We start from the raw sequence: 26,343 nt of genomic DNA on the forward strand, positions 1-26,343 counted from the left end.
CCCTTTCTTGGTTTCCCCCTCAGCCAATCGCACCGGCCTCACACGCCGGGCCAGTCAAGACAGCCAAAACGGAGCCCGGATATGACCTCGGAACCGGAAAAGAAAAAACCGATCTGGCGCCGGTATTTCCTGTGGGGAATGCCCGTGGCCGGTATCGCTGCGGCCTTTGCCGCTGGCATCATCTTCTGGGGCGGGTTCAACACCGCTATGGAAGCGACCAATACCAAGGAATTCTGCGTCTCGTGCCACGAAATGCGCGATTTCGTTTATGAGGAATACACCGGCACGATCCATGACGTGAACCGGTCGGGCGTGGGTGCGGTCTGTTCGGATTGCCACGTACCCAAGGACTGGACCCACAAGATCATCCGCAAGGTCAAGGCGTCGAAAGAGCTGTATGGCAAGATGGTCGGCTCGATCAACACGCGCGAGAAATTCGAGGCCAAACGCGTACATCTGGCCATGAACGAATGGGAACGGATGAAAGCCACCGACTCGCGCGAATGCCGAAACTGTCACGATTTTGAATCGATGATGCCCGAATTCCAGAAACCCCGCGCACGTCAGCAGCACCTGAACGCAATGACGGTCGGCCAGACCTGCATAGACTGCCACAAAGGTATAGCGCACTCGGATGCACGGGACCGGGCCGACGAAGAGTATCTGGAAGAACTTGAAGCGCCGAACCCCGCCTTTATCCGTGAGATCCCGGCCGAGTATCTGGCGAGCCTGGAACGTGTCGAGGCCAAAGAGGCCGCCGAGGCCGAGGCAGAGAAAGACGCGAAACAGGCGCAGCTGGACTCCGTTCAGGCTCAGATCGCGGCAGCCGTTGATGCAGCAGTCGCAGAAGAGCGCGCCAAAGCGGCAGGTGACGATACCGCAGCAGCCGCAGGCGGCGGCGATGTTGGTACGGGCATTGACTGGGCGGCGGTTCCCGGTGCTGATCTAAAGCTGTTCTACCCCGGTCAGGCCTCGTTCGAGTGGGTGCAGAATGGCAAATTCCACGGTGGCGCACGCCCCCTGACCAAAGGCGGTGACCAATGCACAACTTGTCACGCCAAAGAACTGGACACGATCGGAAACAAGATCGTTGCTGGTGGTGAGCTTGAACCCACACCAATCCCCGGCAAGCGCGGGGTGATCGATGCAACGGTTCAGGCGGCACATGATGATGAAAACCTGTATGTGCGCCTGCAATGGCCGGATACCGGTCACAGCCCTGCGCCCTTTGTCGATGGCGGCAAAATGGACCCGGACAACCAGATCAAGGTGGCGATGATGATCACCGGTTCCGGTATCGAACTGGGTGATCAGGTCGGCTGCTGGGCGTCGTGTCATGCGGATAACAGCTTTATGCCCTTTGATCCGGGCGCGGATGCGATTGCCGCCAATGGTGATGTTTCAGACCGCCTGATCGCCCCGGACACGGTGACCAAATACATCAGTGAAAGCCGCACAGACGTTGAGGTCAAAGGCCGGCGCGGCAAGCCGCTGGGCGGATGGGATAAGTTGCAGTCTGCTGATCAGATCCAGCAATACCTGACCGATGGCACCTATCTGGACCTGATGCGGGTCTACGCAGATGGCAGCGCCACCAATGGGTATCTGTTAGAGCAGCGTGTGGTCAATGACGGAGAGATCGCCGCCTCGGCCGAACTGGCAGGTGGTGTGTGGACCGTTACCTTCGCCCGTCCGCTGAATTCGGGCGCACCTGGCGATGTACCACTTGAGCCGGGCCAGACCTACACCGTGGGTTTTGCCATCCACGACGATTTTGCCGCCGCCAGATTCCATCACGTGACGCTGGATACCAGCCTCGCGCTGGATGATGAAACGGCATTCATCAACGTTGTGAAACAGTAACGATTGGGGCCGGGCGATCTGGCCCCTCTTCCAATTCGAACGGAGAAACGGATCATGACCTTTCTACGCCTTCTTCCTGCAGCTTTGCTGGCGCTGTCTGGTCCGGCACTGGCGGACGAGACGGCCGCGCTCTGCGCCGAGGCAGAAGAGAGATATGTGGACATGTTCGGACACCCGACGTCGACAGTTGAGGACGCAAAGATCGTCCTGATGTACAAATACAACTTCTGCCCCACCGAATTGACTGTGAAATCTGGAACGACCGTCCGCTGGGCAAATGTCGACAAGCGCACCAGCCATAGCGTCTTGCTCAAGGACGGCAGCAGGCCCGAATCCGACCGGATTTTCCCGGAAGAGACTGTCGAGATCACATTCATGACCCCAGGTGCGCAGGACTATCTGTGCGGCCCGCATTGGGAGACGCAGAACATGATCGGCATGATCACCGTCGAACCCTGAAGCGAGGCAAAAACAGGCAAGCAGACAGCAGCGCGGGGTAAAACCCGCGCTGCTTAACTTTAGTCAAGGAAACCGCGCGCGCAATGCGCAACCCTTGATGTACGACACGCCCGGATTGCCCAGCAACGTCGCAGCATCATGCAGGAAAACCCGGGTTCCGAAGACATTCAGACCAAGCGAGTTTGCACATGAGCGGTAAGGTTTTTCTGATTGGCGCCGGACCCGGCGATCCCGAATTGATGACCCTGCGCGCCGTGCGCCTGCTGCAAACGGCTGACGTGGTGGTCTATGACCGCCTCGTTTCGCCCGAAATCCTCGCAATGCATGCCGAAGGTGCCCGGCTGATACCTGTGGGCAAGGCCCCCAAGTGCCACACTGTGCCTCAGGACCGGATCAACGCAATCTTGCTGGAAGAGGCACGTGCAGGCCACACCGTCGCACGCCTGAAGGGCGGCGACCCGATGATCTTTGGCCGCGGCTCCGAAGAGGCCGCTTATCTATACGCCCATGGCATCCCCATAGAATACGCGCCGGGCATCACGGCGGCGCAAGGGGCGTCCCTTTCCACCGGCATACCCCTGACCCATCGCGGGCTGGCAACTTCGGTCCAATACGTCACGGGCCACAGGCAAGCCGACAAGGTGCTGGACTTGGACTGGAAACGTTTGGCCGACCCGGAGTCGACTCTCGTCGTCTATATGGGCGTCGCCAATATCGGCCAGATCGCCATGGGGCTTATGACCGAGAACCTGCCCGGCTCGACCCCGGTACTGGCGGTCGCCAGAGCGACCACGCCGAACGAGCGCCGATTGCTGTCCCGGCTGGACCAACTCGCCACGGATGTGCGCGAGGCGGGGTTGGAGGCACCCACACTGTTCATCATCGGCAAGGTGGTCACGCTTTATGCGGATCGGCCAGCGTCCGAATTGCTGGAGCAAGCACATGGCTAAGTTTAGTCGCAGATCCGACGCGTCAGAGGTCGCCGCCCTACCCGCACGCGGTTGGTCGCTGCACTCAGTGCTTCTTACATCGGCCGTACTTGTTGCCACGACAGCCATTGCCGCCGATACGCTCGACCCAAACGCCCTGAAACGCCTTGTTCATCAGGATTGCGGATCGTGCCATGGGCTGTCGCTCAAAGGCGGGCTTGGCCCCGATCTGCGCGCCAAGACCCTGGAACACTACGACGCAGAGGTTCTGACCGGCGTAATCCTTGACGGCATCCCGGACACCGCGATGCCCCCCTGGCGGCCCCTTGTCAGCGAAGAAGAGGCCGAATGGATCGCCCGTTACCTGCTGGCACAGGAGGCACAATGAAACAGCTCATCCTTTCTCTAGCTGCCACTTTGTTGATCACTTCCGCAAACGCTGAACCCACGGCGACCGGCGACCTCGGTCTTGTGATCGAGCGCGCAAGCGGCTCGGTTCTTCTTGTGGACCAATCCGACCGCGCCTCCCTGGCACGGATCGAGGGCTTGGGCGATCTGTCCCACGCCTCGCTGGTCTATTCACCAGATGAACGCTTTGCCTATGTCTTCGGACGTGACGGAGGGCTGACCAAGGTCGATATCGTCTCCCGTCAGATCGTGAACCGTGTCGTGCAGGCGGGTAACGCCATCGGCGGTGCGATCTCGGACGACGGGAAACTGGTCGCCGTGTCGAATTATGAGCCCGGTGGCGTTCGGGTATTCAACTCCGAGACGCTTGAGATGGTCGCCGACATCCCCACCGGCAGCAAAACCATCGGTTTGGTCGATGCGCCCGGTCGTCGGTTTGTCTTTACCATGTGGGATACCGGCGAAACCTGGATTGCCGATTTCGCAAACGGTCGCGCTGAGATCACCAAGATCCCCGGCATGGGCAAGAACCCCTATGACGCGCTGATCACCGCCAATGGCCGGACCTACATCACCGGCCTGTTTGGCGAGGACGGCTTGACCGCGCTGGACCTGTGGGCGGATAACCCCGAACCGATCCGCGTTCTGCTCGACTACGGTCGTGGTCAGGAAGAGATGCCGGTCTACAAGATGCCCCACCTTGAGGGTTGGGCTTTGACGGGGCGCGAGTTTGTCTTGCCTGCCGTCGGCCATCACGAGATTCTCTGGATTGATGCTGACACGCTGGCCGAAACCGGGCGCACCAAAACCCACGGCCAGCCGGTCTTTGCCATGGCGCGGCCTGACGGGCGGCAGGTTTGGGTAAACTTCGCCCATCCGCTTAACGACACCATTCAGGTGATTGATTCACTGACCAAAGAGATCGTCCACGAATTCAAACCCGGCCCAGCAGTGCTGCACATGGAGTTCACCCCGCGCGGACATGAGGTGTGGATCAGCGTACGCGACGCAAACAAGGTCATGGTCTACGACACGCATAGCTTTGAAAAGCTGCGTGAGATCGAGGCCGACAGCCCCTCGGGCATCTTCTTTACCGCTCGTGCGCATAGAACGGGGCTGTAACCGATGGATCAGATCACAGACCCGACCGACCGCCGCCTGCTGGACGAGTTTCAGCGCGACTTCCCCATCACCGACCGCCCGTTTCAGGTTCTTGCCGGCGCGCTGAGTCTGGACGAGGCCGAAGTGCTGGATCGTTTGTCACGGATGCGGGCCGCCGGGCGAATAACCCGTGTTGGTGCAACGATCGCCCCCGGCGTCGTTTCCGCCAGCACGCTGGCCGCTGTCGCCGTACCTGAGGAACGGTTGGAAGAGGTCGCCGCCCTGATCGACGCAGAGGTGGGCGTGAACCACAATTATCAACGTGAAGACGACTGGAACCTCTGGTTCGTTGCCACCGGACCGGACCGGGCGCATGTAAACGATACCCTGGCGCGTATCTCGCGCCGCACCGGGTTGCGTGTTCTGGACCTGCGCCTGGTGCGACCTTTCAACGTTGATCTGGGGTTTCGCATGAACGGGGGCACCGGCAGCGTTCCCGGCCCAAGGCAGGTCGATTGCAGGGTAAAACGGAAGGGCGACCGCAAGATATTGCAAGCGCTCAGCTCGGGCCTGGATCTCGTTTCGGAACCGTATGCGGCGCTGGCGCGATCCCTGGCGCGTGACACAGGCGACGTTATGGACCGAATCGAGAGTTTGCACCGGGCCGGCATCATCTCGCGCCTTGGTGTCATCGTGCGTCACCGCGCGTTGGGCTGGTCGGCCAATGCGATGGTGGTCTGGGACATACCTGCCGAACAGATCGACACCGCAGGACCCGCACTGGCCGCGCATTCCGGCGTAACGCTCTGCTATGAGCGGACCCCCGTCGAAGATGTCTGGCCCTATCGGCTGTATTCCATGATCCACGCGCGGTCGCGCTCCGAAGCGGCAGAGGTTCTGGCCGGTGCCGTCGCCTTGCAGGAGTTATCAGGCGCGCGGCACAAGGTGCTGTTTTCCACCCGCTGCTTCAAGCAGACCGGAGCTTTGATCCAACCGAAAGAGGCCGCCGCATGACTCTGGACGATACCGACCGCGCGATACTGAACCGGATGCAGGATGATCTGCCGCTGACAGCGCACCCATATGCGGCTATTGCCGAGGAACTGGGCGTTCCCGAATGTGACCTCTTGGCGCGGCTTTCGCGGATGAAGGACGCGCGTATCATCACCCGATTTGGCCCTTTCTTCGACGCAGCTGCCATGGGCGGCGCATTCTGCCTGTGCGCGATGGCGGTTCCAGCAGAGAAATTCGAAACGGTCGTGACCAAAGTCAATGCGCACGCTGAGGTCGCCCATAATTATGAACGCACGCATCGGCTGAACATGTGGTTCGTTCTGGCCACCGAAACGCCCGAGGGGATCGGGGCCACTGCCGATGCCATCGAACGCGAGACGGGGATCGAGGTTTTGCGATTTCCCAAATTGCAAGAATTCTTTATCGGCTTTCGGGTGGCAGCATGATCGACGCAAAAGACAGAGAGATCGTTGGGGCATTGCAAGACGGCCTGCCTTTGCTACCTGCACCCTTTGCGCAGGTGGCAGATAGGCTTGGTATCGACGAGGACGCCTTGCTGTACCGTCTTGCCGAACTGAAATCGCGCGGTGTGATCCGCCGCATCGCTGCCGCGCCCAATCACTACAAGCTGGGCATGACCTCGAACGGGATGACCGTGTGGGACGTCGATGACATTCGCATTTCCGAACTTGGGGCACAGATTGGCTCGCTGCCTTTTGTCACCCACTGCTACGAACGGCCCCGCGCCCTGCCTGACTGGCCCTACAATCTGTTCGCCATGGTTCATGGCACCGATCAGAAAGAAGTCGAGGATAAGCGCGCGCAGATCGCGGCCATTCTGGGCGATGCCTGCCGGGCCGACGATATCCTCTATTCCACGCGCATTCTGAAAAAGACAGGGTTGCGCCTGAAAGCGAAAGGCTGAGACATGTTCCGCCTGACCGAATACATGCATCAACTGGTTAAGCCGACCCCGGCACACAAACGCCGCCCCGGGCTGGTGAAGCCGGTGGTGATCTGGAACCTGACGCGACGCTGTAATCTGAAATGCCGCCATTGCTACACTGTCTCGGCTGACGTGGCCTTTCCCGGTGAACTCAGCCATGAACAAGCGATGGTAACCCTTGAGGATCTGGGCCAGTTTCGCATCCCGGCCCTGATCCTATCGGGTGGGGAACCGCTGGATCGGTTCGATTTCTTCGACATCGCGCGGCGCGCGCGGGAACTGGTGCCGATGCTGGCGCTGTCGACCAACGGCACTCGGATCTACGACGAAACCGCCGACATGATTGCCGATGTGGGCTTCAATTATGTCGGCATTTCACTGGATGGGATCGGAGCCACCAATGATTGGTTCCGAGGCGTCGAGGGCGCCTTTGCCGACGCCCTGCGCGGTGTCCGCGAATGCAAGAAGCGCGGCATCAAGGTCGGTCTGCGTTTCTGTCTGACCGAGGGCACGCAGCATCACCTGCCTGACCTGTTACAACTGTGCGATGACGAAGGCGTCGATAAGTTCTATTTGTCGCACCTGGTCTATGCCGGGCGTGGCGACAAGAACCGAGGCGAGGATGCCGAGCACTTGCGAACGCGCAAAAGTCTGGACTTGTTGCTGGAACGCGCGTGGGAGTCGGCTGCGGGCGGACGAGCGTTGGACATCGTGACCGGGAACAATGACGCGGACGCAGGTTATTTCCTCAATTGGGTTCGCACGCATTTCAGTGATGCCAAAGCCTCCCATATTCGGACGCATCTTTCGGCATGGGGCGGGAACTCCAGCGGGCTTGGCGTGGCCAATATCGACAATCTCGGCCGCGTGCATCCCGACACCTACTGGTCCGATTATACAGTCGGCAACGTGAAGACCAAACCATTCTCAGAGCTTTGGACCAGCGATGACCCGATGCTTGCCATGTTGCGCACCCGCCCGCGACCGCTGAAAGGGCGCTGCGGGGCCTGTCAGCTGAAGGACGTCTGCGGCGGCAACACGCGTATCCGCGCGCTGCAACTGACCGGTGATCCCTGGGCCGAAGACCCGGCCTGCTATCTGTCCGACCAAGAAATCGGCGTTGCAGATGCAGGCCAACGACTGCAAGTCACACCGTTCCGGGGGAAAAGCCATGATCCGGCGCATCAGTTCTTTTGAGTCCATTGGTCCAATTGGCGCAGCCAATGCGTGTACGGAGCCGTTGGGAGCCTCCGGCGAGAGTATTTTGGAAAAGATGAAGATTGGGGCCTTGTGCTCGATCCTGAGCGCGGGTGCCGCATGGGCCGATGCGCCGTCGAATTACGCTGAGCGTTGCGCCTCTTGTCATGGCGAGAACCGGTTGGGTGGGATCGGTCCGGCGCTGATCCCCGAAACGCTGAAACGGATGCGCGGTCCCCGTGTGGCCGCTGTGATCGCCGAAGGGCGCACAGCCACGCAGATGCCTGCGTTTTCACATGTACTGAACGCATTGCAGATCGAGGAACTGGCGGGGTGGCTGAAATCTCCGTTAGAGACCAATCCCGAATGGGGTGAGGCCGATATCGCGGCCAGCCGTACTCTGGACAAAGACTATGTGCCGGTGGATGCCCCAATATGGGACAGCGATCCGATGAACATCACGCTGGTTGTCGAGACAGGGGATCATCATGTCAGTGTGCTGGACGGAGATACGTTCGACGTTCTGGACCGGTTCGAAACACCCTTTGCCGTGCATGGTGGGCCGAAGTTCAGCCCGGACGGGCGTTATGTGTTCATCATGTCCCGCGATGGCTGGGTCCAGAAATACGACATATGGGCACTGAAACAGGTTGGCCGCGTGCGCGCGGGTCTCAACAGCCGTAACATTGCCATGTCGGGGGATGGTAAATGGGTGGCGGTGGCGAACTACCTGCCAAACAGCCTGACACTGCTGTCGACAGAGGACCTTTCGGTCGCCAGGGTCATCGAGATCAAAAGCAAGACGGGCAAATCCAGCCGCGTTTCAGCCGTATACCAGGCCCCGCCGCGCGAAAGTTTTGTGCTGGCCCTGAAGGACGTGCCCGAGATTTGGGAGGTCTTTTACGGCGCCAACCCGCCGCAGTTCGGGTTGGGTCACGATTTCCGCATCGAAGGTCAGTTCAAGAACCCTGATCCGTTCCCCGTGCGCAAGATTACCACGCCCGACTATCTGGACGATTTCTTTTTCGACCAGAGTTATGAATACGTCATGGGAGCGTCCCGCGACGGCAAGGGTGGACAGGTCATCGATCTGGTGATCGGACATAAAGTCGCCGATCTGAACCTGCCGGGGATGCCGCATCTGGGCTCAGGCATTACCTGGAAGCATGGCGATACAACCGTGATGGCGACGCCACATCTGACCGATGGCACGGTGTCGGTGATCAACATGGAGACTTGGAAAACGGCCAAGCGGATCAAGACCGAAGGGCCCGGTTTCTTCATGCGCAGCCATGAGAATTCGCCCTACGTCTGGGCCGATGTGTTCTTTGGCCCCAACAAGGACGCCATGCACGTAATCGACAAGCAAAGCCTTGAGATCGTAAAGACTCTGCGCCCTGCCCCTGGCAAGACAGTTGCCCATGTCGAATTCACCAAGGGCGGCCGCCATGCGCTTGTGTCGGTCTGGGAAGATGATGGCGCGGTCATCGTTTACGACGCGCAGACACTGGAAGAAGTCCGCCGCCTGCCGATGCGCAAACCGTCTGGGAAGTACAATGTATGGAACAAAATCACCTTCTCGGAAGGCACCAGCCACTGAAGGCAAATGGCCGGTTTGGAAACTGGCCATACTGCTATACCCCGCCACGGCGCTGACCGTGGCCATCAACCTGTTTCTGGCAGGTTTGATTGCACATGGCATGGGGTTTGAAGCGAGACCGCCTGTTACCGCGATGCTTTGGTCGGTCCCGCTGGGTCTGCCTGCATCCTGGCTGGCCGGGCGTTGGCTGCGCGGCTTGATGGATGAGGCAGATGGCTAGCAACCGTGCCGAATTCACTAAACTTGCGAACACCTGACCTAAGTCAAGTATCAGGCTGACGCGACGCTCTAGAACTCGGGAAAAGACGCCGAGTTGGATTCTCCATGCCCGCCCTCAACCCTCTGCACATCTCCGCAACTCGCGCTTTCCGCGCGATATGGGCCTATGCGGGCATCTTCCTTTTGCTGTTGCAACTGCTCGGTCCGGCGCTGGCGAGTCCCGGGCAAAGCATGTGGGTGGAGATCTGCTCGGAGGTAGGGGCGGTCTGGGTTCAGGTGGACCTTGAGGAGGAGGCCGGAGACCCGACCGCGCCCTGCCCGAAATGTGCCGATTGCGCGTTATGTGCAGTCACCTCGGCAGCGCCCGTCCCAGAGTTTCCGGTACTGACAAGTAGCGATTTCGGTCACGCCGAATGCCGCGGGTACGATGATCTGGCTGTTACCTACAAGGCAAAGCATTTGTGGCCCGAATACCGGGGTCCCCCACGCGTATCACATAATCCAACCGTACGCGCCCAGCGCGCGTCCATGGCGTCCACCAAAACTATCGGAGGTGCGCCGTGGTCGTAAGTCGCGCAATCCATTTCCTGCTGGCTGTTACCCTGTCCTGCCTGATGGCGATCAGCGCCCATGCCGACAGCCTAGCCAGCTTCCTGCCCGAGATTGAACCCGCCGATCTGGCCCCCGGCGCCGATGCCTTTGGCCCGGTGCGAGATGACGTCAAGGTCGCCCCTGTTCTGAAGGGGGGCGAGACCGTGGCTTGGGCCTTCCTGACCTCTGACTTCGTGGGCACCACCGGATATTCGGGCAAGCCGATCCATGTGATTGCAGCCATCGATGACGATGCAGTGCTGACCGGTGTGCAGCTGGTCAAACACTCGGAACCCATCGTGCTGATCGGCATCCCCAATTCCCGCATGGTTGAACTGACCGAAGGCTATGCCGGGCTGGACCTGAAGATTGAGGCTGAAACCGGCGGTGAAGGGCATGACCTTGACATTATTTCGGGCGCGACAGTCACGATCATGGTGATCGATGACAGCCTTGTGCGCGGCGGTATCAAAGTGGCCCGCGCGCTGGGGCTGGGTGGGTTGGCACCGGCGCAGGCTGTTGGACCGAAACGCGAGGTCGATCTGGCGCATGACTCCGTCTACGACTGGTCAACGCTGTCGGGTGACGGCTCGGTCCGGCGGCTGACCCTGGATATCGGTCAGGTCAACGCGGCGTTCGAGGCGACCGGCGATCAGCGCGCCATCAAACGGCCCGAACCCGGTGAACCCGACGACACCTTCATCGACATGCATATGGCGTTGGTCTCGGTGCCCTCAATCGGCAAGTCACTGCTGGGCGAGGCCGAGTACCAGAACCTTGTGGATTGGCTGGATGAAGGCGAACAGGCCATTCTGGTGCTGGGACGCGGTGCTTACAGCTTCAAAGGGTCGGGCTATGTCCGTGGCGGTATCTTTGACCGAATACAGCTGATCCAGGGCGACAGCTCGGTCCGGTTCTTCGACAAACAACAACGGCGATTGGGCACGGTTGCCGCGCCGGATGCGCCCAGTTTCACCGAGCTGGATATTTTCAAAATCCCCGCCAACACAGAATTCGACCCAGCCGAGCCGTTCCGCCTGCAACTGCTGGTCCAACGCGCCGTGGGTGCGGTTGAGAAAACCTTCCTGACCTTCGATCTCGGCTACAAACTGCCCGAACAATATCTGTTACCCGTCGCCGCCCCTACCGTGGTTGACGACGCGACCGATGAGGCCGCCGCCAAGGCCGCCCTATGGCGGCGCATCTGGAAAGACCGTGTCGTCGAGATCGTGGTTCTGGGCTTTATGCTGCTGGTGCTGACGGCCACTTTTTTCTTCCAGTTCCATGCCACGATGAATGCGCGCGTCTTCTACTGGTTCCGCATCGGGTTCCTGACGATGACGCTGTTCTTCATCGGTTGGTACGCCAACGCGCAGCTCAGCGTTGTTAACCTCATGGCGCTGGCGGGCAGCCTTCGGACGGGTTTCTCATGGGATGCCTTCCTGCTGGACCCGCTGGTCTTTATCCAATGGTTCGCCGTCGCTGCCGCGCTGCTGTTCTGGGGACGCGGGGCCTATTGCGGCTGGCTGTGCCCGTTTGGCGCGCTGCAGGAACTGACCAATAAGATCGCGCGAGCGTTGCGCGTCCCGCAATGGACCCTGCCCTGGGGTCTGAATGAACGCCTCTGGCCCGCGAAATACATGATCTTCCTCGTGCTGTTCGGGATCAGCTTTGTCTCGATCCCGCTGGCCGAGAAATATGCCGAGGTCGAGCCGTTCAAGACCGCGATCATTCTGAAATTCATGCGCGACTGGCCGTTTGTGGTCTTTGCGCTGTCCTTGCTGGGGATCGGGCTGTTCATTGAACGGTTTTACTGCCGCTACCTCTGCCCACTGGGCGGAGCGCTGGCGATCCCCGCCCGTATTCGCATGTTCGACTGGCTGCGCCGCTACAAGGATTGCGGCACGCCATGCCAGACATGCGCCAATGAATGCCCCGTTCAGGCGATCCACCCCACAGGTGAGATCAATCCGAACGAGTGCGTCACCTGCCTGCATTGTCAGGTGCTCTATCAGTCCGAGGACAAATGTCCGGTCGTTATCCGCCAGTTGAAACGGCGGGCCAAGACAGGGTCGGTCCAAATGAAGACCCCACTCGGACAACCACCGGCGAACCATCCAAACGCCAAACCGCAAACCGTTTCCTAAAAAGGAGGGACGATCATGTCGGAACATGACAAGAAACTGAACATCACACGCCGTGGGATGCTGGGGGCAACCGCCACCGGCGCGGTGATCGCTGGGACGGGTCTGGGCTCGACCCTTATGTCCGCCAAAGAGGCAAGCGCCGCCGCAAACGCGCATTTGGAGCCGGGCGAACTGGACGAATATTACGGCTTCTGGTCCTCGGGTCAGACCGGTGAGCTGCGCATTCTGGGCGTGCCCTCGATGCGCGAACTGATGCGGGTGCCGGTGTTCAACCGCTGCTCGGCCACCGGCTGGGGTCAGACCAATGAATCGCTGAAGATCCTGACCGAAGGCCTGCTGCCCGAAACCAAAGAGTTTCTGGCCGCAAACGGCAAGGTCACCTATGATAATGGCGACCTGCACCACCCGCATATGTCCTTCACCGACGGCACCTATGACGGTCGCTTTCTGTTCATGAACGACAAGGCCAACACCCGTGTCGCCCGCGTGCGCTGCGACGTGATGAAATGCGACAAGATCATCGAGATCCCGAACGCGCATGACATCCACGGTCTGCGCCCGCAGAAATACCCGCGCACCGGCTATGTCTTTGCCAATGGCGAGCATGAGGCACCACTGGTCAATGACGGTCAGATCCTCGACGATCCATCGCAATACGTGAACATCTTCACCGCTATCGACGGTGACACGATGGAGATCGCATGGCAGGTGATGGTTTCGGGCAACCTCGACAACACCGACTGCGACTATCAGGGCAAATATGCGTTCTCGACCTCGTACAACTCGGAAATGGGTATGAACCTGGCCGAGATGACCGAGAATGAGCTGGACCATGTGGTCGTGTTCAACCTCAAAGGCATCGAGGACGCGATTGCCGCCGGCAACTATCAGGAGCTGAACGGCGTCAAGGTCGTGGACGGGCGCAAAGAGGCAGGTGGCAACCTGACCCGTTACATTCCGATCCCGAACTCGCCGCATGGTGTGAACGCCGCGCCTGACAAGAAACACATCATGATCAACGGCAAGCTGTCTCCGACCGTGTCCGTGATCGATGTCGAGAAGGTCGACGCGCTGTTTGCCGACAACGCTGATCCGCGTTCTGCCATCGTGGCCGAACCGCAGTTGGGTCTTGGCCCGCTTCACACCGCGTTCGACGGCAAGGGCAACGCCTACACCACCCTGTTCCTGGACAGCCAGGTGGTGAAATGGGACATCGCCAAAGCGATCGAGGCCTATGGCGGAGCTGATGTTGACCCGATCCTCGACAAGGTGGATGTGCAGTATCAGCCGGGCCACAACTCGACCTCGATGGGTGAGACCGCCGAGGCCGATGGCAAGTGGCTGATTTCGATGAACAAGTTCTCGAAAGACCGCTTTCTGAATGTGGGCCCTCTGAAGCCTGAGAATGAGCAACTGATCGACATCTCGGGCGACAAGATGAAGGTGGTGCATGACGGCCCGACCTTTGCGGAACCGCATGACTCGATCCTTGTGCATCGGTCCAACGTGAACCCGGTCAACGTCTGGGATCGCAACGACCCGATGTGGGAAGATGCGCGCAAACAGGCCGAGGCTGATGGTGTCGATCTGGACTATGGCGCGGATGAGCCGATCCGGGATGGCAACAAGGTGCGGGTCTACATGACCTCAGTCGCGCCGGTGTTCAGCATGGAGAAGTTCACCGTCAAACAGGGCGACGAAGTCACTGTCTATGTCACCAACCTTGATGATGTGGACGATGTGACCCACGGCTTCTGTCTGTCGAACTTCGGCGTCGCAATGGAGGTTGCGCCGCAGGCCACCGCCTCGGTCACCTTCATTGCCGACCGTCCGGGCGTGCACTGGTTCTACTGCCAGTGGTTCTGCCACGCGCTGCACATGGAGATGCGCGGCCGGATGTTCGTTGAGCCGCGGAGCGCGTAGACATGCGTTGGTCCCTGCTCATACCGCTCCTGCTCGGCTCGCCCCTTTGGGCGGCGGACTGGGATGTGCCCAACCGGGCGGGGGCCATCAACGAGATACTGGCGCAGGCGGCGGATGGAGACACCCTCCGCCTGAGCCCCGGTGTTTACACAGAAACACTGGTTCTGGACCGGCCCGTCACGATTGACGGGCTGGGACAGGCCACCATTGATGGACAAGGTGATGGCAGCGTCATCACCGTGACCGGGCCGGGTGTGACGGTGCGTGGGTTGACGGTGATTGGCTCGGGCTCGGATCATGACGGGATCGACAGCGGCATCCAACTGACCAAGACGGCCCACGCGTCGGTGGTCGAAGACAATATGCTGCTGGGCAACCTTTATGGCATCGACATCCACGGGGCCAAGGACAGCATCGTACGCCGCAACCGGATCGAGGGGCGGCAGGACCGCCACATGAACGCGCGCGGCAATGGGGTTTATGTCTGGAACGCACCCGGAGCCGTAGTCGCCGACAATGACATTCAGTTTGGCCGCGATGGGATTTTCGTGAATTCTTCGAAGAAGAATTTGTTCACCGGCAACCTGTTCCGCGATCTGCGCTTTGCAGTGCATTACATGTATGCCGACAATTCCGAGGTCAGCAACAATGTCTCGATTGGCAACGATCTGGGCTATGCGGTGATGTTCACTTCCAACGTCAAAGTCACCGATAACGTATCGATTGACGATCGCGAACATGGCGTGATGCTGAACTATGCCAACAAGAGCGTCATCACCGGCAATGTGGTCAAAGGTGCGAAAGAGAAGTGCACCTTCCTTTATAATTCGAACAAGAACGAATTCACCGATAACTGGTTTGAAGGCTGCGGCATCGGCATCCACTTTACCGCCGGCAGTGAGCGCAACCGGATCGTTGGCAACTCATTCATCGGAAACCGGACGCAGGTGAAATACGTCTCGACCAAGTGGGTCGAGTGGTCCGAAGACGGGCGCGGGAACTATTGGTCCGATTTCGCTGCCTATGATGTGGATGGCAACGGCGTGGCCGATGCCCCGTATCGCCCCAACGATTCAATGGACCATGTGCTGTGGACCCAACCCGCAGCCAAATTGCTGCTCGGCTCGCCTGCCGTGCAGCTGGTGCGCTGGTCACAATCGGCCTTTCCGGCACTGCTGCCGGGCGGCGTGATGGACAGCAACCCATTGATGCAAGCCCCTGAACCCCCAGCTATGAAAAAGGTGCCTCATGACGGATAAGGCCCTGACGATTGACCAAGTCTGCAAGGACCGTGGCAAGACCCGCGTTCTTGACGATATCACCCTGTCTCTTGCTCCCGGTCAGCGCGTGGCGCTGCTGGGCCATAACGGCGCGGGCAAGTCGACGCTGATCAAATCCATTCTCGGCCTGACGCCGATCCACGGCGGAGCCATTCGGATCGGAGACGCCACCCCCGGCAGCGCGCAGGCGCGGCGTGAGACGGCCTATCTGCCCGAGGCGGTGTCATTCCACCCAGCGCTGACGGGACGCGAGCAACTAACGCTGTTCGTGCAGCTTTCAGGCGCGAAAGCCGATGTGCCCGGCCTGTTGAAGCGGGTTGGCCTGAGCGATGCGCTCGACCGCCGGATTGGGGCCTATTCCAAGGGGATGCGGCAACGTCTGGGTCTGGCACAGGTGCTGCTGGGTCAGCCGAAGGTGGCGCTTCTGGACGAGCCGACGAGCGGGCTGGACCCGATCTCGCGGCAGGATTTGTACGCCATCATCGATGAGCTGGCCGCGCAGGGTACCGCCGTTCTGATCGCCAGCCACGCGTTGACCGAGGTCGAGGCCCGCACCGACCGCATCGCCATCATGCGCAAGGGTCGGATGGTGGCGGATGACACGCTGAACAACCTGTCGTCGCTGGCCGGTCTGCCGATCCGCTTGAAAGTACGCGCCAGTGCCAACGCCGCTGCGTTGGCCGCCGAACTGGGCGGCAACCGGATCAACGGGGCCTCGGTCGAACTGCTGTGTTCGCCTGATGACAAGATGGAGGCCCTGCGCCGCATCGCTGGCATGGGTGACGCGGTGGCGGATGTGGAAATGACCCCGCCCAAGCTGGAAGACCTTTATCGTCACTACGCACAGGAGGATTTGCTATGACCCGCTTCCTCGCCATCACCCGCACCGAAATGCTGATCCTGCGTCGCAACCGCTGGCTGCTCGTCGCAACGCTGATCATGGTTCTGTTCGCCTTGGCTCTGACCTTCGCAGGTAGCGCACCAACTGGCACGCTTGGGGTCGACATGTTGACCGTCTCGGTCGCATCGATGACCACGCTGTCGGTCTATCTTGCGCCCCTACTGGCGCTGATGATTGCATTTGATGCCATTGCTGGTGATTTGGATCGCGGCAGCCTGTCACTGCTGCTGTCCTACCCGGCTGGGCGCGGAGAGATCCTGTTGGGCAAGTTCACCGCCCATCTGGCAGCACTGGCCTTTGCCATGACCATCGGTTTCGGCACCGCAGGCGCAGTGGCCGCCTTCTTTGGCGGCGCGGGGCCAGAGAGCCTGATGGCTCTGGTCCGCCTCATCCTCACATCCATCCTTCTGGGCGCCGTATTTCTGGCGCTGGGATACCTGCTGTCTGCCTTGGCAAAGGGGGCCACGGCGGCGGCGGGTCTGTCGGCCGGGCTTTGGCTGGTTTTTGTCGTCCTCTATGATCTGGGCCTGTTGGGGGCCGTCGTCATGGACAAGGGCGGCACCTTTACCCAATCCGTCTTCCCATGGGTGATGGTGGCCAACCCGGCCGACGCATTCCGTCTGTGGAACATCGCCGCGGCCGAGGGCGTGGCCATGGCATCCGGCATGACCGGAGCTGCCCACGCCCTGCCCGTCTGGGCAGCGCCTGCGTCGCTGCTGATTTGGCCGGTGATCAGCTTCGCCCTTGCCCGCGCTGCATTTCGGAGGGTAGAGCCATGAAACGCCTTGCCCTGATCGCTCTGGTCGCTCTGACCGCTTGCAAGGAGGAGGTGGCCGAGGCCCGCGACCCGGTCGATCTGACCCCAGATGCCTTGAGCTATTTTTGCCAGATGAACATCGCGGAACATGGCGGCCCCAAGGGGCAAATCCACCTGCAAGGCTACCCTGCACCGCTGTTCTTTGCACAGGTGCGCGACATGGTGGCCTATCTCAAAAGTCCCGAGCGTGATGCCGATGTCATCGCCATCTATGTCAGCGATATGGGTGTGGCGCAAAGTTGGCAAAATCCGGGTCGGTCGAACTGGATCATCGCTGACGGTGCCACGTTTGTTGTCGGTGCGAATGTCGCGGGGGGAATGGGCGCGCCCGAGGTCGTTCCGTTTGCTGATCCTGTCGCCGCCGATGCGTTCATCGACGATTATGGCGGGTCCGCTCTGCCGCTGTCTGACATCCCCGAGATCGAAGTCCTTGGCCCCGTCGATCTGGACCTGAAACTGGAGACCCCCTCATGACCGCATTGCCACGTCGCCGGTTTCTGACCATTTCTGCCGCCTGCGCCGCGCTGCCATCCGTCGCCTTGTCTGCGCCCTCCGCGCATTGGCGCGGTGTGGCGTTGGGCGCTGCGGCCAGTCTGCGACTGGTGGGCCTGACCGACGCGCAAGCTGCACCCATGATCGCGGCGGTGGAAACCGAGCTGGAGCGCCTGGAAAACATCTTCAGTCTGTATCGAACCCAATCGCAACTCAGCCAGCTGAACCGCCAAGGTGTCCTGACCGCGCCCGCACCCGAATTGCTCAGCGTTATGAGTTTGTGTTCGGCTCTGCACGCGGCCTCGGACGGGGCATTTGATCCGACCATCCAACCTGTCTGGCGGGCTCTGGCAACGCAGGCCGAAGCGGGTGAGCTTTCCGCAGCTCGAAAAACCATCGGCTGGCATAGGGTACACTTTAGCGCGGACAAGGTGGAACTGCCGATGCCAGGTCTTTCGGCGGTAACGCTGAACGGTATCGCACAAGGGGCGATCACGGATCACGTCGCGGCCTTACTGCGGTCATTTGGACTGAAAGATGTGCTTGTAAACATGGGGGAAATCGCAGCATTTGGACAGCGCGGTGATGGTCAGGACTGGCAAGTTGGCCTGTCAGATCCGCAAGGTGTCGTGCAGCAGAGAATCGCGTTGCGGGATCGTGCCGTTGCGACATCATCAACCACCGGTACGCGGGTCGCCAATAGTCAGGGGCATATCCTGAATCCAACCGGTCACGTCGTGGACACCAGAACCGTATCTGTATCTGCACCCAACGCTGCTTTGGCCGATGGTTTGTCCACAGCCCTGTGCGCCGCGCCTGTCGAACAGATCGAGCGTATAATGCGCAGCTTCCCCTCAGCAAATGTGGAATTGCACGGCTAACAACCTGTGAGCCATCAGAAAATGGCCGCGCAATCCGGGGTTTGACTTCGAACGAATGATTTTGGGAATGGTACCGCCTCCCTGGCTCGATCAGGGGACCTCTGGATCCACAAGCGGCAGACTTCAAGAATTTATCTGTTTATTTTCAATCACTTAAAGACCTAGGATTTTCGGTTTATTCAAGATTTATACACTAAAAAATCTACATTTAGTGTCATTGTCAGGATAAATGGCATATATGTAGATTTAAGGCTAGGAATTTCTAAAAAAATTCTTTGTGACCTCTGGATTGAAAGAATATCTTACATAAGAAGTCACTATCTCTGACCGGCAAGCGAAATTGTCACTTTTTGCAGAAATATGTCTATCCAAATTGCGTCACCGAACATTCAGAAATTAGAGTTTCTCTCTCCGAGGATCGCCGACGCATTCACTTACCTAGCGCACACAGACACCGGCCTAACATCCGACCGTCTAGCATTACGCTTACACTGTTTGGATAATCGCCAAGAGTGCCTAGGTAGGTTGTGAGACCATTCGTGGGATGGCCTCACATGGCGGTCGGTAGTTTGGAATGGTTTGACAGTGAGCAATAGTGATTACATTGAAAGATACGAATACGAAAGGTCTTTGCCGCCTCTTGAGGAAGTATTGGAACAACTTGAGGCCGGTCTATTGGAATACTTCCTTGGTCCAGAGAACCGCGATGGCAAAAGGTATAGGATAGTCCAGCTTAGGGGTCCGGATGGTGAGACACTTACAGGACTGCACAGGATTATTGCGGCCAGCGCGTTGGGTCACTGGGTGGATCGAAGAGCCGAAGTCGATCATATCAACCATGACCCAAGCGACAATCGGGCGGAAAATCTTGAGATTGTGACACCTTCTGTAAACCGGGAAAGACGTCGTCAGCGGCTGGATGCCTCGAAAGCTGCAAATCCAGACAAAGTACGAAAGCGGGTCAATCGAAGAAAAGCTAAGTTGGAGAACCAGCAGGCTAAGACGCAGGCGGCAATAGATATCTATTTGTCCACGAAAAATAGGCAATTCGAAGTTTCGAATCGGTCCTTCGACCCTCAAAGGAAGAAGCGAGTGGAAACAGCGTTCAACCCTCGCTCCACATCGACTTCGGCTAGTCGAGTGGTGCCGGTACCTCGTCCCAGATCGAAAACAGTTAGTCGAGAGGCGCTGCCTAGCGGCAACGATCTTGAGGCAAAATTGCGAACCGTAACCAGTCTTGAGGAATTGAACGGCATACTCAATCGCAGAGACATTGCCCCACACCTTCCCGAATGGACAGAGGACGAAATCGAATTGATTGAAAGCCGCAGGCGCTTTCTCGAAAAGAAGCGCTATCGTCCTTATTGAAGCGATACTCGCACCACCCGACGGCCATGGTGCGGACAGTAGTAGTAGATAGGACTAGTGTTTCTAGCGCTCTATGCAATCGCAATCAGGGAGCCTCACTTACTCCACTGCTTGATATGCCCATCGTGGTAGTCACGCACAGCCTCTAACATCGGAACAAGGTATGTGGAATAACTACCGTCTATGCGAAAAAATGCCCAACTCGCCATCCAGCAATGTATCGTTGTATGGGGCTGAAGCGCACCTGAGTTTGAACTGTATCAAGCACAACTCGCGCGCTGTCACCCTGAAAACGAGTCAGGTTTCGCAACAAAATGCTAGTAGCTCGTTGTCTGATCCCGATCATCGAACTGATACTCCAAAATCCCCTGATTGACGAAACCGCGACGGCGATGTGCGACTGCATGTCGGCACCTGTTTGTCCCAGTAGCGAACAATAGGCAGTAAACTCTTCCTCGGTTAGTTCCCCCGAAGAAAACATCTCAGCGGCAACAAGCAGCCTTTCAGAACTTGTACTCAGGGCTTCTTCCCCCAATTGCAGGAGGCTAATTGTGCTTTTAACAACCTCGCGAGAAGTCAGTCTACCGCAGGCTTCCAAGTGAAACAAAAGGGATTGAACCCAAGCGCTTCTAACTTGGAATAACCCCTCCGACCATTGCCTGAGATTTATGTCCTCTGAGATTAGAACACGGCCTGTCCCATCCGCAGCAAATATGTCGTCGAAGAACCTCCCACCTTCCTCCGCTCGAAATCGTAAGATCGCATCGTTGGGATCAGTTTTTGGAACAGCGGGCAACAATTCGCAGTCTGATTTCAACCAGTCGAGGTCAGCGCCAAGCATCTCATTTCTTGAGTCGACCTCCTCTTCGGTCAATTCGTTGTATACGATTTGACCGTCACGGAATGCGACGCTACTTGATTTCTTTCTTCCAGTTTCAGCGTCAACAAAGCTCGAGTTTGACGCTTCTAGAAAACGTTGAGTGAAAACATCTATCGTTTCCTGCGTGACGCCAATTGAGCCAAATTCCTGAGCCACAGCGCCATCCACGCCCAAGCGACGAAAAAGATAGCATGCTCCCGCATCCGCAATAATTCCGGACTTCTTCGCCGCACTCAGAGAGGCCTCCGCTTTGTCTTGATCGACGTGCGAGCAGGACGAAACTTTGAGAGGAAATCCACACTCTGACTTTAGACCGAGCATCGCGTCTATTGGATCAATGCCAAGGTGATATCCAAGGATATAGATTGGATACGAACCCTCGTGATACTCTTTGGCTTTGCTTTGAGAATAACTAGCACGCTGCCTGAGCATAGCCCTCATCTCGTCTAGGCCATCCTCATTCTCGACATTCATGGAAATGGACTTAAATCCGTTTGCTTCCGGAAATCGCTCCTCAAATCGAGTCGCAATCATTTGGAAAGCAGCCACCGCCTTGTGCCTGACATTCACCACAGTTGCTTGACCTCCTTCTCGGAAAGGCCACTCAAACGACTCTCCTTGCTTCAAACCGTTGGCGGCTTGGGCCACTGGATGATTTGGGCGAATACCGCCATCCCGAAGAGAGAGCAGGTGTTCATCAGTTTCTATTGTGAAAGTCTGTTCAATTCCATTTGGAGTGAGCACCACGAATGAGCAATTTTCTTGAACGGACGCAAAGTCCAATTCATCGCTAGAATTTGGAGGGCTCCCGAACTCCAGAACACTTGCACTCAACGCCATCCATGCGTGGTGATCGTTCTGGTTTTCGCAAAATAGCTTGTAGGCATAGTTGCGTGCCCTTTCAGCCTCACCGCAAAAATTCAGAAGATTTACATATCCTCGGCGTTCTTGCACCGAACCAAACAGCTTGTCGTCATCTAAGTCTCGAACGACTCGCTGTATTCTTTTTCGGTCATTTGTACGTAACAATGATTGTACGTACCATTCCAAAGAATTGATTGAGCTTGGGTTCTGTTCGTAGAGTTTTCTGGTAAGTGGAACAGCTTTAGTGATGTCTCCGGTCAAGTAGGCCACGTTTGTACCAAACTTCCAACCGAATGCAGAATTCTTCACCTCTGTCGACAAACCGTCATTCAGCTCGGTAGCTAGAGCTGCGAGATGGCCTCGCAAACATGCATCGCATAACGTCTGAAGTGCGGGGCTTTCTTTCAACAAGCTGACGCGATCTCTAAGTAAGTCCGTGCACTCCCTGAAATAGCCGCGTACAAGGAGTTCCTCTGACGCTTGTAGCAGCGTGAGAAAATCCCAATTCTCCGCTTCCTTGAGGGAGGCTAACAGCTTTCGTTCTTCGAAAGTTTTTTCGGCTTTTTTAATTGGAATACGCTCAACTGCGTCTTTTTCAGCCCGAATAACAAAGGCTCTATCGTAAGACGATTTCAGAAGAAGCACTTCTTGAGACTTGGGCGCAATCACGACCAATTCGTCGAGCGCGTCGTCGGTAGACTTCTGATCAAGCTGATTGATACAAATTCTGGCTTTGACAAACAGTGCCTTGGTCTTCAAATCTTCTGGCAATTCTGAGTTAAGGACGTCATTTATCCTTTGAAGCGCCTTGTCTTCATACCCTGATTTGGCTTCAATTTCGGCAGCCATAATCTGTAACTCAGCAACATCCTTCAGTGGGCCAAGCACAGCAAGAGCCTCGCCGTCTCGCTCCTCTTGAAGGAGCAAGACAGCTCGAATTTGCGCAAGATCGCCAGCAAGCTCCGGAAACTTTTCGAGGACCGTCTGAATAAGTTGCGAAGCTGCCGTTACATTCCCCGAGAGCCGCAGCGCAACCGCTGCATTGTTGGCTTGAGACGGAAGGAGCAATTTGTTGGGCGGTCTTTGCTTCAAAGACTTTTCCAAGGCTTTCTTAAGTATTTCAGCGCTCTCTAAAACTCTCTGTTCAAACCCATCCTGCATTTTAGCGCCAAGTAGAAACGCTTGGTTTTGTTTTATGTCGTCGAGTACGGACAGAGCCCACAAAGAAGCAACTTCTTCATGATCAGGATTAGAATTGTACGCCTGATTCAGAGCTTCAGGATATTCTAAAGGATAAACGACACGAAGATATTCAAGATATGCAGATATCACCTCCGGCCGCGTTTGCTCTTCATCCTCCAATCCCAATCTATCTATGGTTGTTCCGGTTTGTTTAGCTGCTTGAAGGACAACACTTATCGCCAGGCCCTGATGATCGCCTTCGGACCTCACCAGCTTTGATGCATGTTCAATGGCCAAAGCAGGCTTGCCATCTATCAGTTCTGCCAAAGCCAATCCGGTTTGTGCTTTGGCATCACTAGGGAAATTTGAGTACGCGGTTCGGAGCGACACACTCGCATTTTCAAAATCGCCAGTGTTTAGAAGAACTATGCCAATATTGAAGTGAAGGCGAAACGCGAGGTACCCAGAGCCATAACGTTTGTCGCTCTCAAGCTTTCGTAGGAGGCTCAGGGCTGTTTGACTATCTCCATCTTTCGCGAGTTGCCTGTACTCGACTATTCGCTTTACTTCCTCACTATCCTCGGCCTCACCGCCTGCTGCTTCAAGCAGTTGGAAAGCCATCGCAGAAGAGGTCGCCTCCGGATTCGCAAGTAGCTCTCGCTTTAGTTCACCGTCAGGATCACCCACAAAGACATTTGTGATATTCTGATTTAACGTGTTTCCTTCACCGGTGATTTTTGCTGATTGTTCACTCTTGTTGCTGACTGATTTAAAAAATGTCTTAAGAGAAGGAAACATGAGCTTCATTAGTCGTCTTTTCGCTCACCGTCTTTGATTTCAGATGTCTGGTTTACTCTGTTGTGTTGACCAGAAACATTGGCGTTTTGTTGGTTGCTGACTGATTTCTTGGCTCTTTCCTTAACAAAAAGCCCGATCACAGCCGCCAACGCTACAACAATTCCCGCGATCCAATACCATTGCTCAAGCATAGCTAGACCTTTCCCGATTTATGGTTGGCTCAATACATAACATATACGATGGCCGGTTTTCTTACCGGCACGGTCAGTTTGCATCACACCCGCAAACTGTTCAATTTATTGGCTAACTGCAAGTAGCAATTCTACTTGCGATTACAAAAAAGCCATATTGGGCGTCGAGAGTACCTCTGGAATCGCGCGAGTTAAAAATCCAGAGGTCCCTTCACTGGCCGCCCGCTTCTATTTCGTTTAGGTCGGTTTCTTTGTCAGAAATTCTTTCGTAGTGCACTTATCATTGCGGTGCTATCCTTGGGTCTCAACCGACTTTCAAGTCATTGATATTAATATACAAATTCTGGAAAGGTCCGAAATGCTAGAAATTGTGACTTCAGCTTCAAGAGGTACTTGGCAACAGAAACTGTATAAATCGATCTTCGTGAGAGTGAATAAATCAGCGTTACTTGTGAATAAATTGGAGTTTTATACACTGGTTAGGCCGGTAGGCGCAATTATTCCTCGCATCGGGCAAGTTTCACTAACGTGCTCGGATTCAATGCAAATCGTTGAAAAAAAACGTTTTTTTGGAGAATCTAATGGTACCGCCTTCTGGGTTCGAACCAGAGACCTCTGGATCCACAATCCAACCCTTGCCCCTTTTTTATTATTTATTTTCAAATGGTTAGTAAAATTCAAAATTGAGTTTATGCACTGTTTACGCAGTACCTGCGCAAGATTTTGTGTCATTGCAAGAAAAACTTACAATATGTTGCCCAACGACTATCTCAGTACGCCAAAATTGTAATGAGACCTCTGGACTGCAATTTTCTCTTACTCCAAATGTCACTTAGCATAGCCAAGGCAATCACTTCTTCCTCATGATGCAACTTATTCTGTCGAGTGCCTCCAGCCTTGGCCAACAGATTTGTATTGATCAAAGTAAATCGCCGTGCGCTTTGGCCGGGGGAATAAGCTACACCTAGAACGGGCTTGAAACGTCATTTGCTAACTCGCGCAAGCGCGTGCCGCCGTCATCAATCAGATGACCGTACATGTCGAGCGTGAACGCTGCTGAGTGATGTCCCAAGTTGCGTTGAGCCTCCTTTACGAAACCAGCCCTAATGAGTTCAGAAGCGTAATAATGGCGCAAACTGTGAATCCCTAAGTGTCGCACCTGAGCACTTGAAACTAACCGGTTCCACATTCGTTGCCTGACGGTATCGTAGTCCCGGAATGAACCCCCTCCGTTAGGAAAAACCCAAACTGATGAATGAGCCTGCAACAGATCTTCCAAAAAGGGAGTAATACTATTTGGCACGGGAACTGTACGCTCAGAGCTGCCAGACTTGACGTCCACCACCCTTAGAGGTTTGGGGCGCCCACCATGGTTCTTCTCGATGGATCTACAGATCGACAAGTCCTTGAGGTTCTCAGAAAAATCCCGCCTTTGGATTCCTAGGCACTCAGATATTCTTATTCCTGTCCCCATCAATAAGAGTAGCATTGGGTAATATGTGAACCACGCTTCTCGGGTACGCTTATTGCTCGATGTATATAGGTCGAACGCAGCGGACTTTATTCTGCTCATCTCGTTTTCGGAGTGAATTTTTATCCGTTTAGGTTGACCCCGTCGTCGCGTTTGGATCCGCATTTTCTCGAACGGTGAATTTGGGACAAGTCCAAGCTCTGTTGTAGCCCACATGAAGCAGGTCTTGAGGAAATTAAAAGCTCGTGAAGCTGCATCACGAGATGTGGCACGAAAGATAATGGCTCGTTGAATTTCCCTAGCGAGGTTCCTGTCAATTTGGTCGATACGCAAGGTTCCCACTACAGGTTCGATGGTTTTCGAGAAATGATGCTGGTAGCTAACCAAGGTTGCTTGAGCCAAGGGAAGCGCTCCATCACGGCCAGCCCTAGATTCAATAAGGTATTTTTTGCAAAGTTCAGAAACCAAGACAGGCTTTGTTGGTCGGAGGCTGTTCCCTAGAGATTCAATCGATCCTGCAAAAAGCATTGCCTCTGCACGACTTGAGAATTTTCTCTCCAGTTCTCCATGCTCAGGATCGAGCCAAACGACAGCAAATGCCGTTTGACCTCCACAACCTAGCTTGACCAACTCTACCATGTGTACCCGTCCTTGCATCCACTGAAACTCAATTGAGCAACAGTTCAAGCAAGGTCAGCGGCGTTGAGTCAATCAAATTAAATCTTTGTTATTATTAAACTAATTTGCGCAATATTAGCTTGCAATTCTTTTTGCTTGAGGCGGGATTCTTAGAAAACTGTCACGGACAATAGCAAAGCAAA

23 protein-coding genes and 1 tRNA gene are annotated in these 26,343 nt (G+C 56.4%); 20 read left to right on the top strand and 4 right to left on the bottom strand.

The window, feature by feature from the left end:
- The first annotated feature begins 81 nt into the window (after positions 1-81).
- The 20 genes from ACR0LX_RS04830 (at position 82) to ACR0LX_RS04925 (ending at position 20,136) form a co-directional block, all read left to right on the top strand.
- A complete protein-coding gene (locus tag ACR0LX_RS04830) occupies positions 82-1,863 on the top strand; it encodes a NapC/NirT family cytochrome c (protein ID WP_480782747.1) in 1,782 nt (593 codons plus the stop codon).
- Between the two features lie 54 nt (positions 1,864-1,917).
- The gene (locus ACR0LX_RS04835) at positions 1,918-2,322 is read left to right on the top strand and encodes a cupredoxin domain-containing protein (RefSeq protein ID WP_480782748.1); all 405 of its coding nucleotides are present in this window, start codon (positions 1,918-1,920) and stop codon (positions 2,320-2,322) included.
- Positions 2,323-2,510: 188 nt separating this feature from the next.
- The gene (gene cobA, locus ACR0LX_RS04840; RefSeq protein ID WP_480782749.1) at positions 2,511-3,272 is read left to right on the top strand and encodes a uroporphyrinogen-III C-methyltransferase; all 762 of its coding nucleotides are present in this window, start codon (positions 2,511-2,513) and stop codon (positions 3,270-3,272) included.
- Entirely contained in the window at positions 3,265-3,639 is a 375-nt protein-coding gene (locus tag ACR0LX_RS04845) for a c-type cytochrome (protein ID WP_480782750.1), read from the top strand. The genes cobA and ACR0LX_RS04845 overlap by 8 nt, the downstream gene beginning before the upstream one ends.
- Complete coding sequence (locus tag ACR0LX_RS04850; protein ID WP_480782751.1) at positions 3,636-4,781, top strand: cytochrome D1 domain-containing protein; 1,146 nt, start codon at positions 3,636-3,638, stop codon at positions 4,779-4,781. Before ACR0LX_RS04845 ends, ACR0LX_RS04850 begins: the two co-directional genes overlap by 4 nt.
- Before the next feature lie 3 nt (positions 4,782-4,784).
- Positions 4,785-5,774, top strand: a complete 990-nt coding sequence (ahbB, locus tag ACR0LX_RS04855; protein ID WP_480782752.1) for a siroheme decarboxylase subunit beta — start codon at positions 4,785-4,787, stop codon at positions 5,772-5,774.
- The gene (locus ACR0LX_RS04860; RefSeq protein WP_480570816.1) at positions 5,771-6,220 is read left to right on the top strand and encodes an Lrp/AsnC family transcriptional regulator; all 450 of its coding nucleotides are present in this window, start codon (positions 5,771-5,773) and stop codon (positions 6,218-6,220) included. The genes ahbB (ACR0LX_RS04855) and ACR0LX_RS04860 overlap by 4 nt, the downstream gene beginning before the upstream one ends.
- A complete protein-coding gene (gene ahbB, locus ACR0LX_RS04865; RefSeq protein ID WP_480782753.1) occupies positions 6,217-6,699 on the top strand; it encodes a siroheme decarboxylase subunit beta in 483 nt (160 codons plus the stop codon). The genes ACR0LX_RS04860 and ahbB (ACR0LX_RS04865) overlap by 4 nt, the downstream gene beginning before the upstream one ends.
- Positions 6,700-6,702: 3 nt before the next feature.
- Complete coding sequence (gene nirJ, locus ACR0LX_RS04870) at positions 6,703-7,917, top strand: heme d1 biosynthesis radical SAM protein NirJ (protein ID WP_480782754.1); 1,215 nt, start codon at positions 6,703-6,705, stop codon at positions 7,915-7,917.
- Positions 7,918-7,993: 76 nt separating this feature from the next.
- Positions 7,994-9,517: a cytochrome D1 domain-containing protein gene (locus ACR0LX_RS04875; RefSeq protein ID WP_480782903.1), complete on the top strand. Its 1,524-nt coding sequence runs from the start codon at positions 7,994-7,996 to the stop codon at positions 9,515-9,517.
- Complete coding sequence (locus tag ACR0LX_RS04880; protein WP_480782755.1) at positions 9,474-9,737, top strand: hypothetical protein; 264 nt, start codon at positions 9,474-9,476, stop codon at positions 9,735-9,737. The genes ACR0LX_RS04875 and ACR0LX_RS04880 overlap by 44 nt, the downstream gene beginning before the upstream one ends.
- A 104-nt stretch (positions 9,738-9,841) precedes the next feature.
- A complete protein-coding gene (locus ACR0LX_RS04885) occupies positions 9,842-10,306 on the top strand; it encodes a hypothetical protein (RefSeq protein ID WP_480782756.1) in 465 nt (154 codons plus the stop codon).
- Between the two features lie 44 nt (positions 10,307-10,350).
- Positions 10,351-12,474 (top strand): 4Fe-4S binding protein, encoded by a 2,124-nt coding sequence (locus tag ACR0LX_RS04890; RefSeq protein WP_480782904.1) that lies wholly within the window; start codon positions 10,351-10,353, stop codon positions 12,472-12,474.
- A gap of 15 nt (positions 12,475-12,489) precedes the next feature.
- Positions 12,490-14,397, top strand: coding sequence for a TAT-dependent nitrous-oxide reductase (nosZ, locus tag ACR0LX_RS04895; protein WP_480782757.1), 1,908 nt, complete (start codon positions 12,490-12,492; stop codon positions 14,395-14,397).
- A gap of 2 nt (positions 14,398-14,399) precedes the next feature.
- The gene (locus ACR0LX_RS04900) at positions 14,400-15,656 is read left to right on the top strand and encodes a nitrous oxide reductase family maturation protein NosD (RefSeq protein WP_480782758.1); all 1,257 of its coding nucleotides are present in this window, start codon (positions 14,400-14,402) and stop codon (positions 15,654-15,656) included.
- A complete protein-coding gene (locus ACR0LX_RS04905) occupies positions 15,646-16,539 on the top strand; it encodes an ABC transporter ATP-binding protein (protein WP_480782759.1) in 894 nt (297 codons plus the stop codon). Before ACR0LX_RS04900 ends, ACR0LX_RS04905 begins: the two co-directional genes overlap by 11 nt.
- Positions 16,536-17,357 (top strand): ABC transporter permease, encoded by an 822-nt coding sequence (locus ACR0LX_RS04910; RefSeq protein ID WP_480782760.1) that lies wholly within the window; start codon positions 16,536-16,538, stop codon positions 17,355-17,357. Before ACR0LX_RS04905 ends, ACR0LX_RS04910 begins: the two co-directional genes overlap by 4 nt.
- A complete protein-coding gene (locus ACR0LX_RS04915; RefSeq protein WP_480782761.1) occupies positions 17,354-17,869 on the top strand; it encodes a nitrous oxide reductase accessory protein NosL in 516 nt (171 codons plus the stop codon). Before ACR0LX_RS04910 ends, ACR0LX_RS04915 begins: the two co-directional genes overlap by 4 nt.
- The gene (locus ACR0LX_RS04920; protein WP_480782762.1) at positions 17,866-18,768 is read left to right on the top strand and encodes an FAD:protein FMN transferase; all 903 of its coding nucleotides are present in this window, start codon (positions 17,866-17,868) and stop codon (positions 18,766-18,768) included. Before ACR0LX_RS04915 ends, ACR0LX_RS04920 begins: the two co-directional genes overlap by 4 nt.
- A 585-nt stretch (positions 18,769-19,353) precedes the next feature.
- Positions 19,354-20,136: an HNH endonuclease signature motif containing protein gene (locus tag ACR0LX_RS04925; protein ID WP_480782763.1), complete on the top strand. Its 783-nt coding sequence runs from the start codon at positions 19,354-19,356 to the stop codon at positions 20,134-20,136.
- A 181-nt stretch (positions 20,137-20,317) separates the two neighbouring features.
- On the opposite strand, the gene ACR0LX_RS04930 is transcribed toward ACR0LX_RS04925, so the two are convergent.
- From ACR0LX_RS04930 to ACR0LX_RS04945, 4 genes are all read right to left on the bottom strand, one after another.
- Complete coding sequence (locus ACR0LX_RS04930; RefSeq protein WP_480782764.1) at positions 20,318-23,869, bottom strand: PIN domain-containing protein; 3,552 nt, start codon at positions 23,867-23,869, stop codon at positions 20,318-20,320.
- Positions 23,869-24,051 (bottom strand): hypothetical protein, encoded by a 183-nt coding sequence (locus tag ACR0LX_RS04935; RefSeq protein ID WP_480782765.1) that lies wholly within the window; start codon positions 24,049-24,051, stop codon positions 23,869-23,871. The genes ACR0LX_RS04930 and ACR0LX_RS04935 overlap by 1 nt, the downstream gene beginning before the upstream one ends.
- Positions 24,052-24,633: 582 nt before the next feature.
- Positions 24,634-24,719: transfer RNA gene (locus ACR0LX_RS04940), tRNA-Ser, on the bottom strand.
- 296 nt (positions 24,720-25,015) lie between these two features.
- Positions 25,016-26,161, bottom strand: coding sequence for a tyrosine-type recombinase/integrase (locus ACR0LX_RS04945; RefSeq protein WP_039525297.1), 1,146 nt, complete (start codon positions 26,159-26,161; stop codon positions 25,016-25,018).
- Between the last annotated feature and the right edge of the window lie 182 nt (positions 26,162-26,343).

This window comes from Ruegeria sp. CH11, assembly GCF_056537105.1.

Excerpts from the sequence above, each read along its gene's own strand:
- ACR0LX_RS04920 (WP_480782762.1), top strand. The coding sequence starts at position 17,866 with ATGACCGCATTGCCACGTCGCCGGTTTCTGACCATTTCTGCCGCCTGC.
- ACR0LX_RS04845 (WP_480782750.1), top strand. The coding sequence starts at position 3,265 with ATGGCTAAGTTTAGTCGCAGATCCGACGCGTCAGAGGTCGCCGCCCTA.
- ACR0LX_RS04850 (WP_480782751.1), top strand. The coding sequence starts at position 3,636 with ATGAAACAGCTCATCCTTTCTCTAGCTGCCACTTTGTTGATCACTTCC.
- ahbB (WP_480782752.1), top strand. The coding sequence starts at position 4,785 with ATGGATCAGATCACAGACCCGACCGACCGCCGCCTGCTGGACGAGTTT.
- ACR0LX_RS04860 (WP_480570816.1), top strand. The coding sequence starts at position 5,771 with ATGACTCTGGACGATACCGACCGCGCGATACTGAACCGGATGCAGGAT.
- ACR0LX_RS04890 (WP_480782904.1), top strand. The coding sequence starts at position 10,351 with ATGGCGATCAGCGCCCATGCCGACAGCCTAGCCAGCTTCCTGCCCGAG.
- nosZ (WP_480782757.1), top strand. The coding sequence starts at position 12,490 with ATGTCGGAACATGACAAGAAACTGAACATCACACGCCGTGGGATGCTG.
- ACR0LX_RS04915 (WP_480782761.1), top strand. The coding sequence starts at position 17,354 with ATGAAACGCCTTGCCCTGATCGCTCTGGTCGCTCTGACCGCTTGCAAG.
- ACR0LX_RS04905 (WP_480782759.1), top strand. The coding sequence starts at position 15,646 with ATGACGGATAAGGCCCTGACGATTGACCAAGTCTGCAAGGACCGTGGC.
- ACR0LX_RS04930 (WP_480782764.1), bottom strand. The coding sequence starts at position 23,869 with ATGAAGCTCATGTTTCCTTCTCTTAAGACATTTTTTAAATCAGTCAGC.
- ACR0LX_RS04935 (WP_480782765.1), bottom strand. The coding sequence starts at position 24,051 with ATGCTTGAGCAATGGTATTGGATCGCGGGAATTGTTGTAGCGTTGGCG.
- ACR0LX_RS04910 (WP_480782760.1), top strand. The coding sequence starts at position 16,536 with ATGACCCGCTTCCTCGCCATCACCCGCACCGAAATGCTGATCCTGCGT.
- ahbB (WP_480782753.1), top strand. The coding sequence starts at position 6,217 with ATGATCGACGCAAAAGACAGAGAGATCGTTGGGGCATTGCAAGACGGC.
- ACR0LX_RS04880 (WP_480782755.1), top strand. The coding sequence starts at position 9,474 with ATGTATGGAACAAAATCACCTTCTCGGAAGGCACCAGCCACTGAAGGC.
- ACR0LX_RS04835 (WP_480782748.1), top strand. The coding sequence starts at position 1,918 with ATGACCTTTCTACGCCTTCTTCCTGCAGCTTTGCTGGCGCTGTCTGGT.
- nirJ (WP_480782754.1), top strand. The coding sequence starts at position 6,703 with ATGTTCCGCCTGACCGAATACATGCATCAACTGGTTAAGCCGACCCCG.
- ACR0LX_RS04900 (WP_480782758.1), top strand. The coding sequence starts at position 14,400 with ATGCGTTGGTCCCTGCTCATACCGCTCCTGCTCGGCTCGCCCCTTTGG.
- ACR0LX_RS04945 (WP_039525297.1), bottom strand. The coding sequence starts at position 26,161 with ATGGTAGAGTTGGTCAAGCTAGGTTGTGGAGGTCAAACGGCATTTGCT.
- ACR0LX_RS04885 (WP_480782756.1), top strand. The coding sequence starts at position 9,842 with ATGCCCGCCCTCAACCCTCTGCACATCTCCGCAACTCGCGCTTTCCGC.
- ACR0LX_RS04830 (WP_480782747.1), top strand. The coding sequence starts at position 82 with ATGACCTCGGAACCGGAAAAGAAAAAACCGATCTGGCGCCGGTATTTC.
- ACR0LX_RS04875 (WP_480782903.1), top strand. The coding sequence starts at position 7,994 with ATGAAGATTGGGGCCTTGTGCTCGATCCTGAGCGCGGGTGCCGCATGG.
- cobA (WP_480782749.1), top strand. The coding sequence starts at position 2,511 with ATGAGCGGTAAGGTTTTTCTGATTGGCGCCGGACCCGGCGATCCCGAA.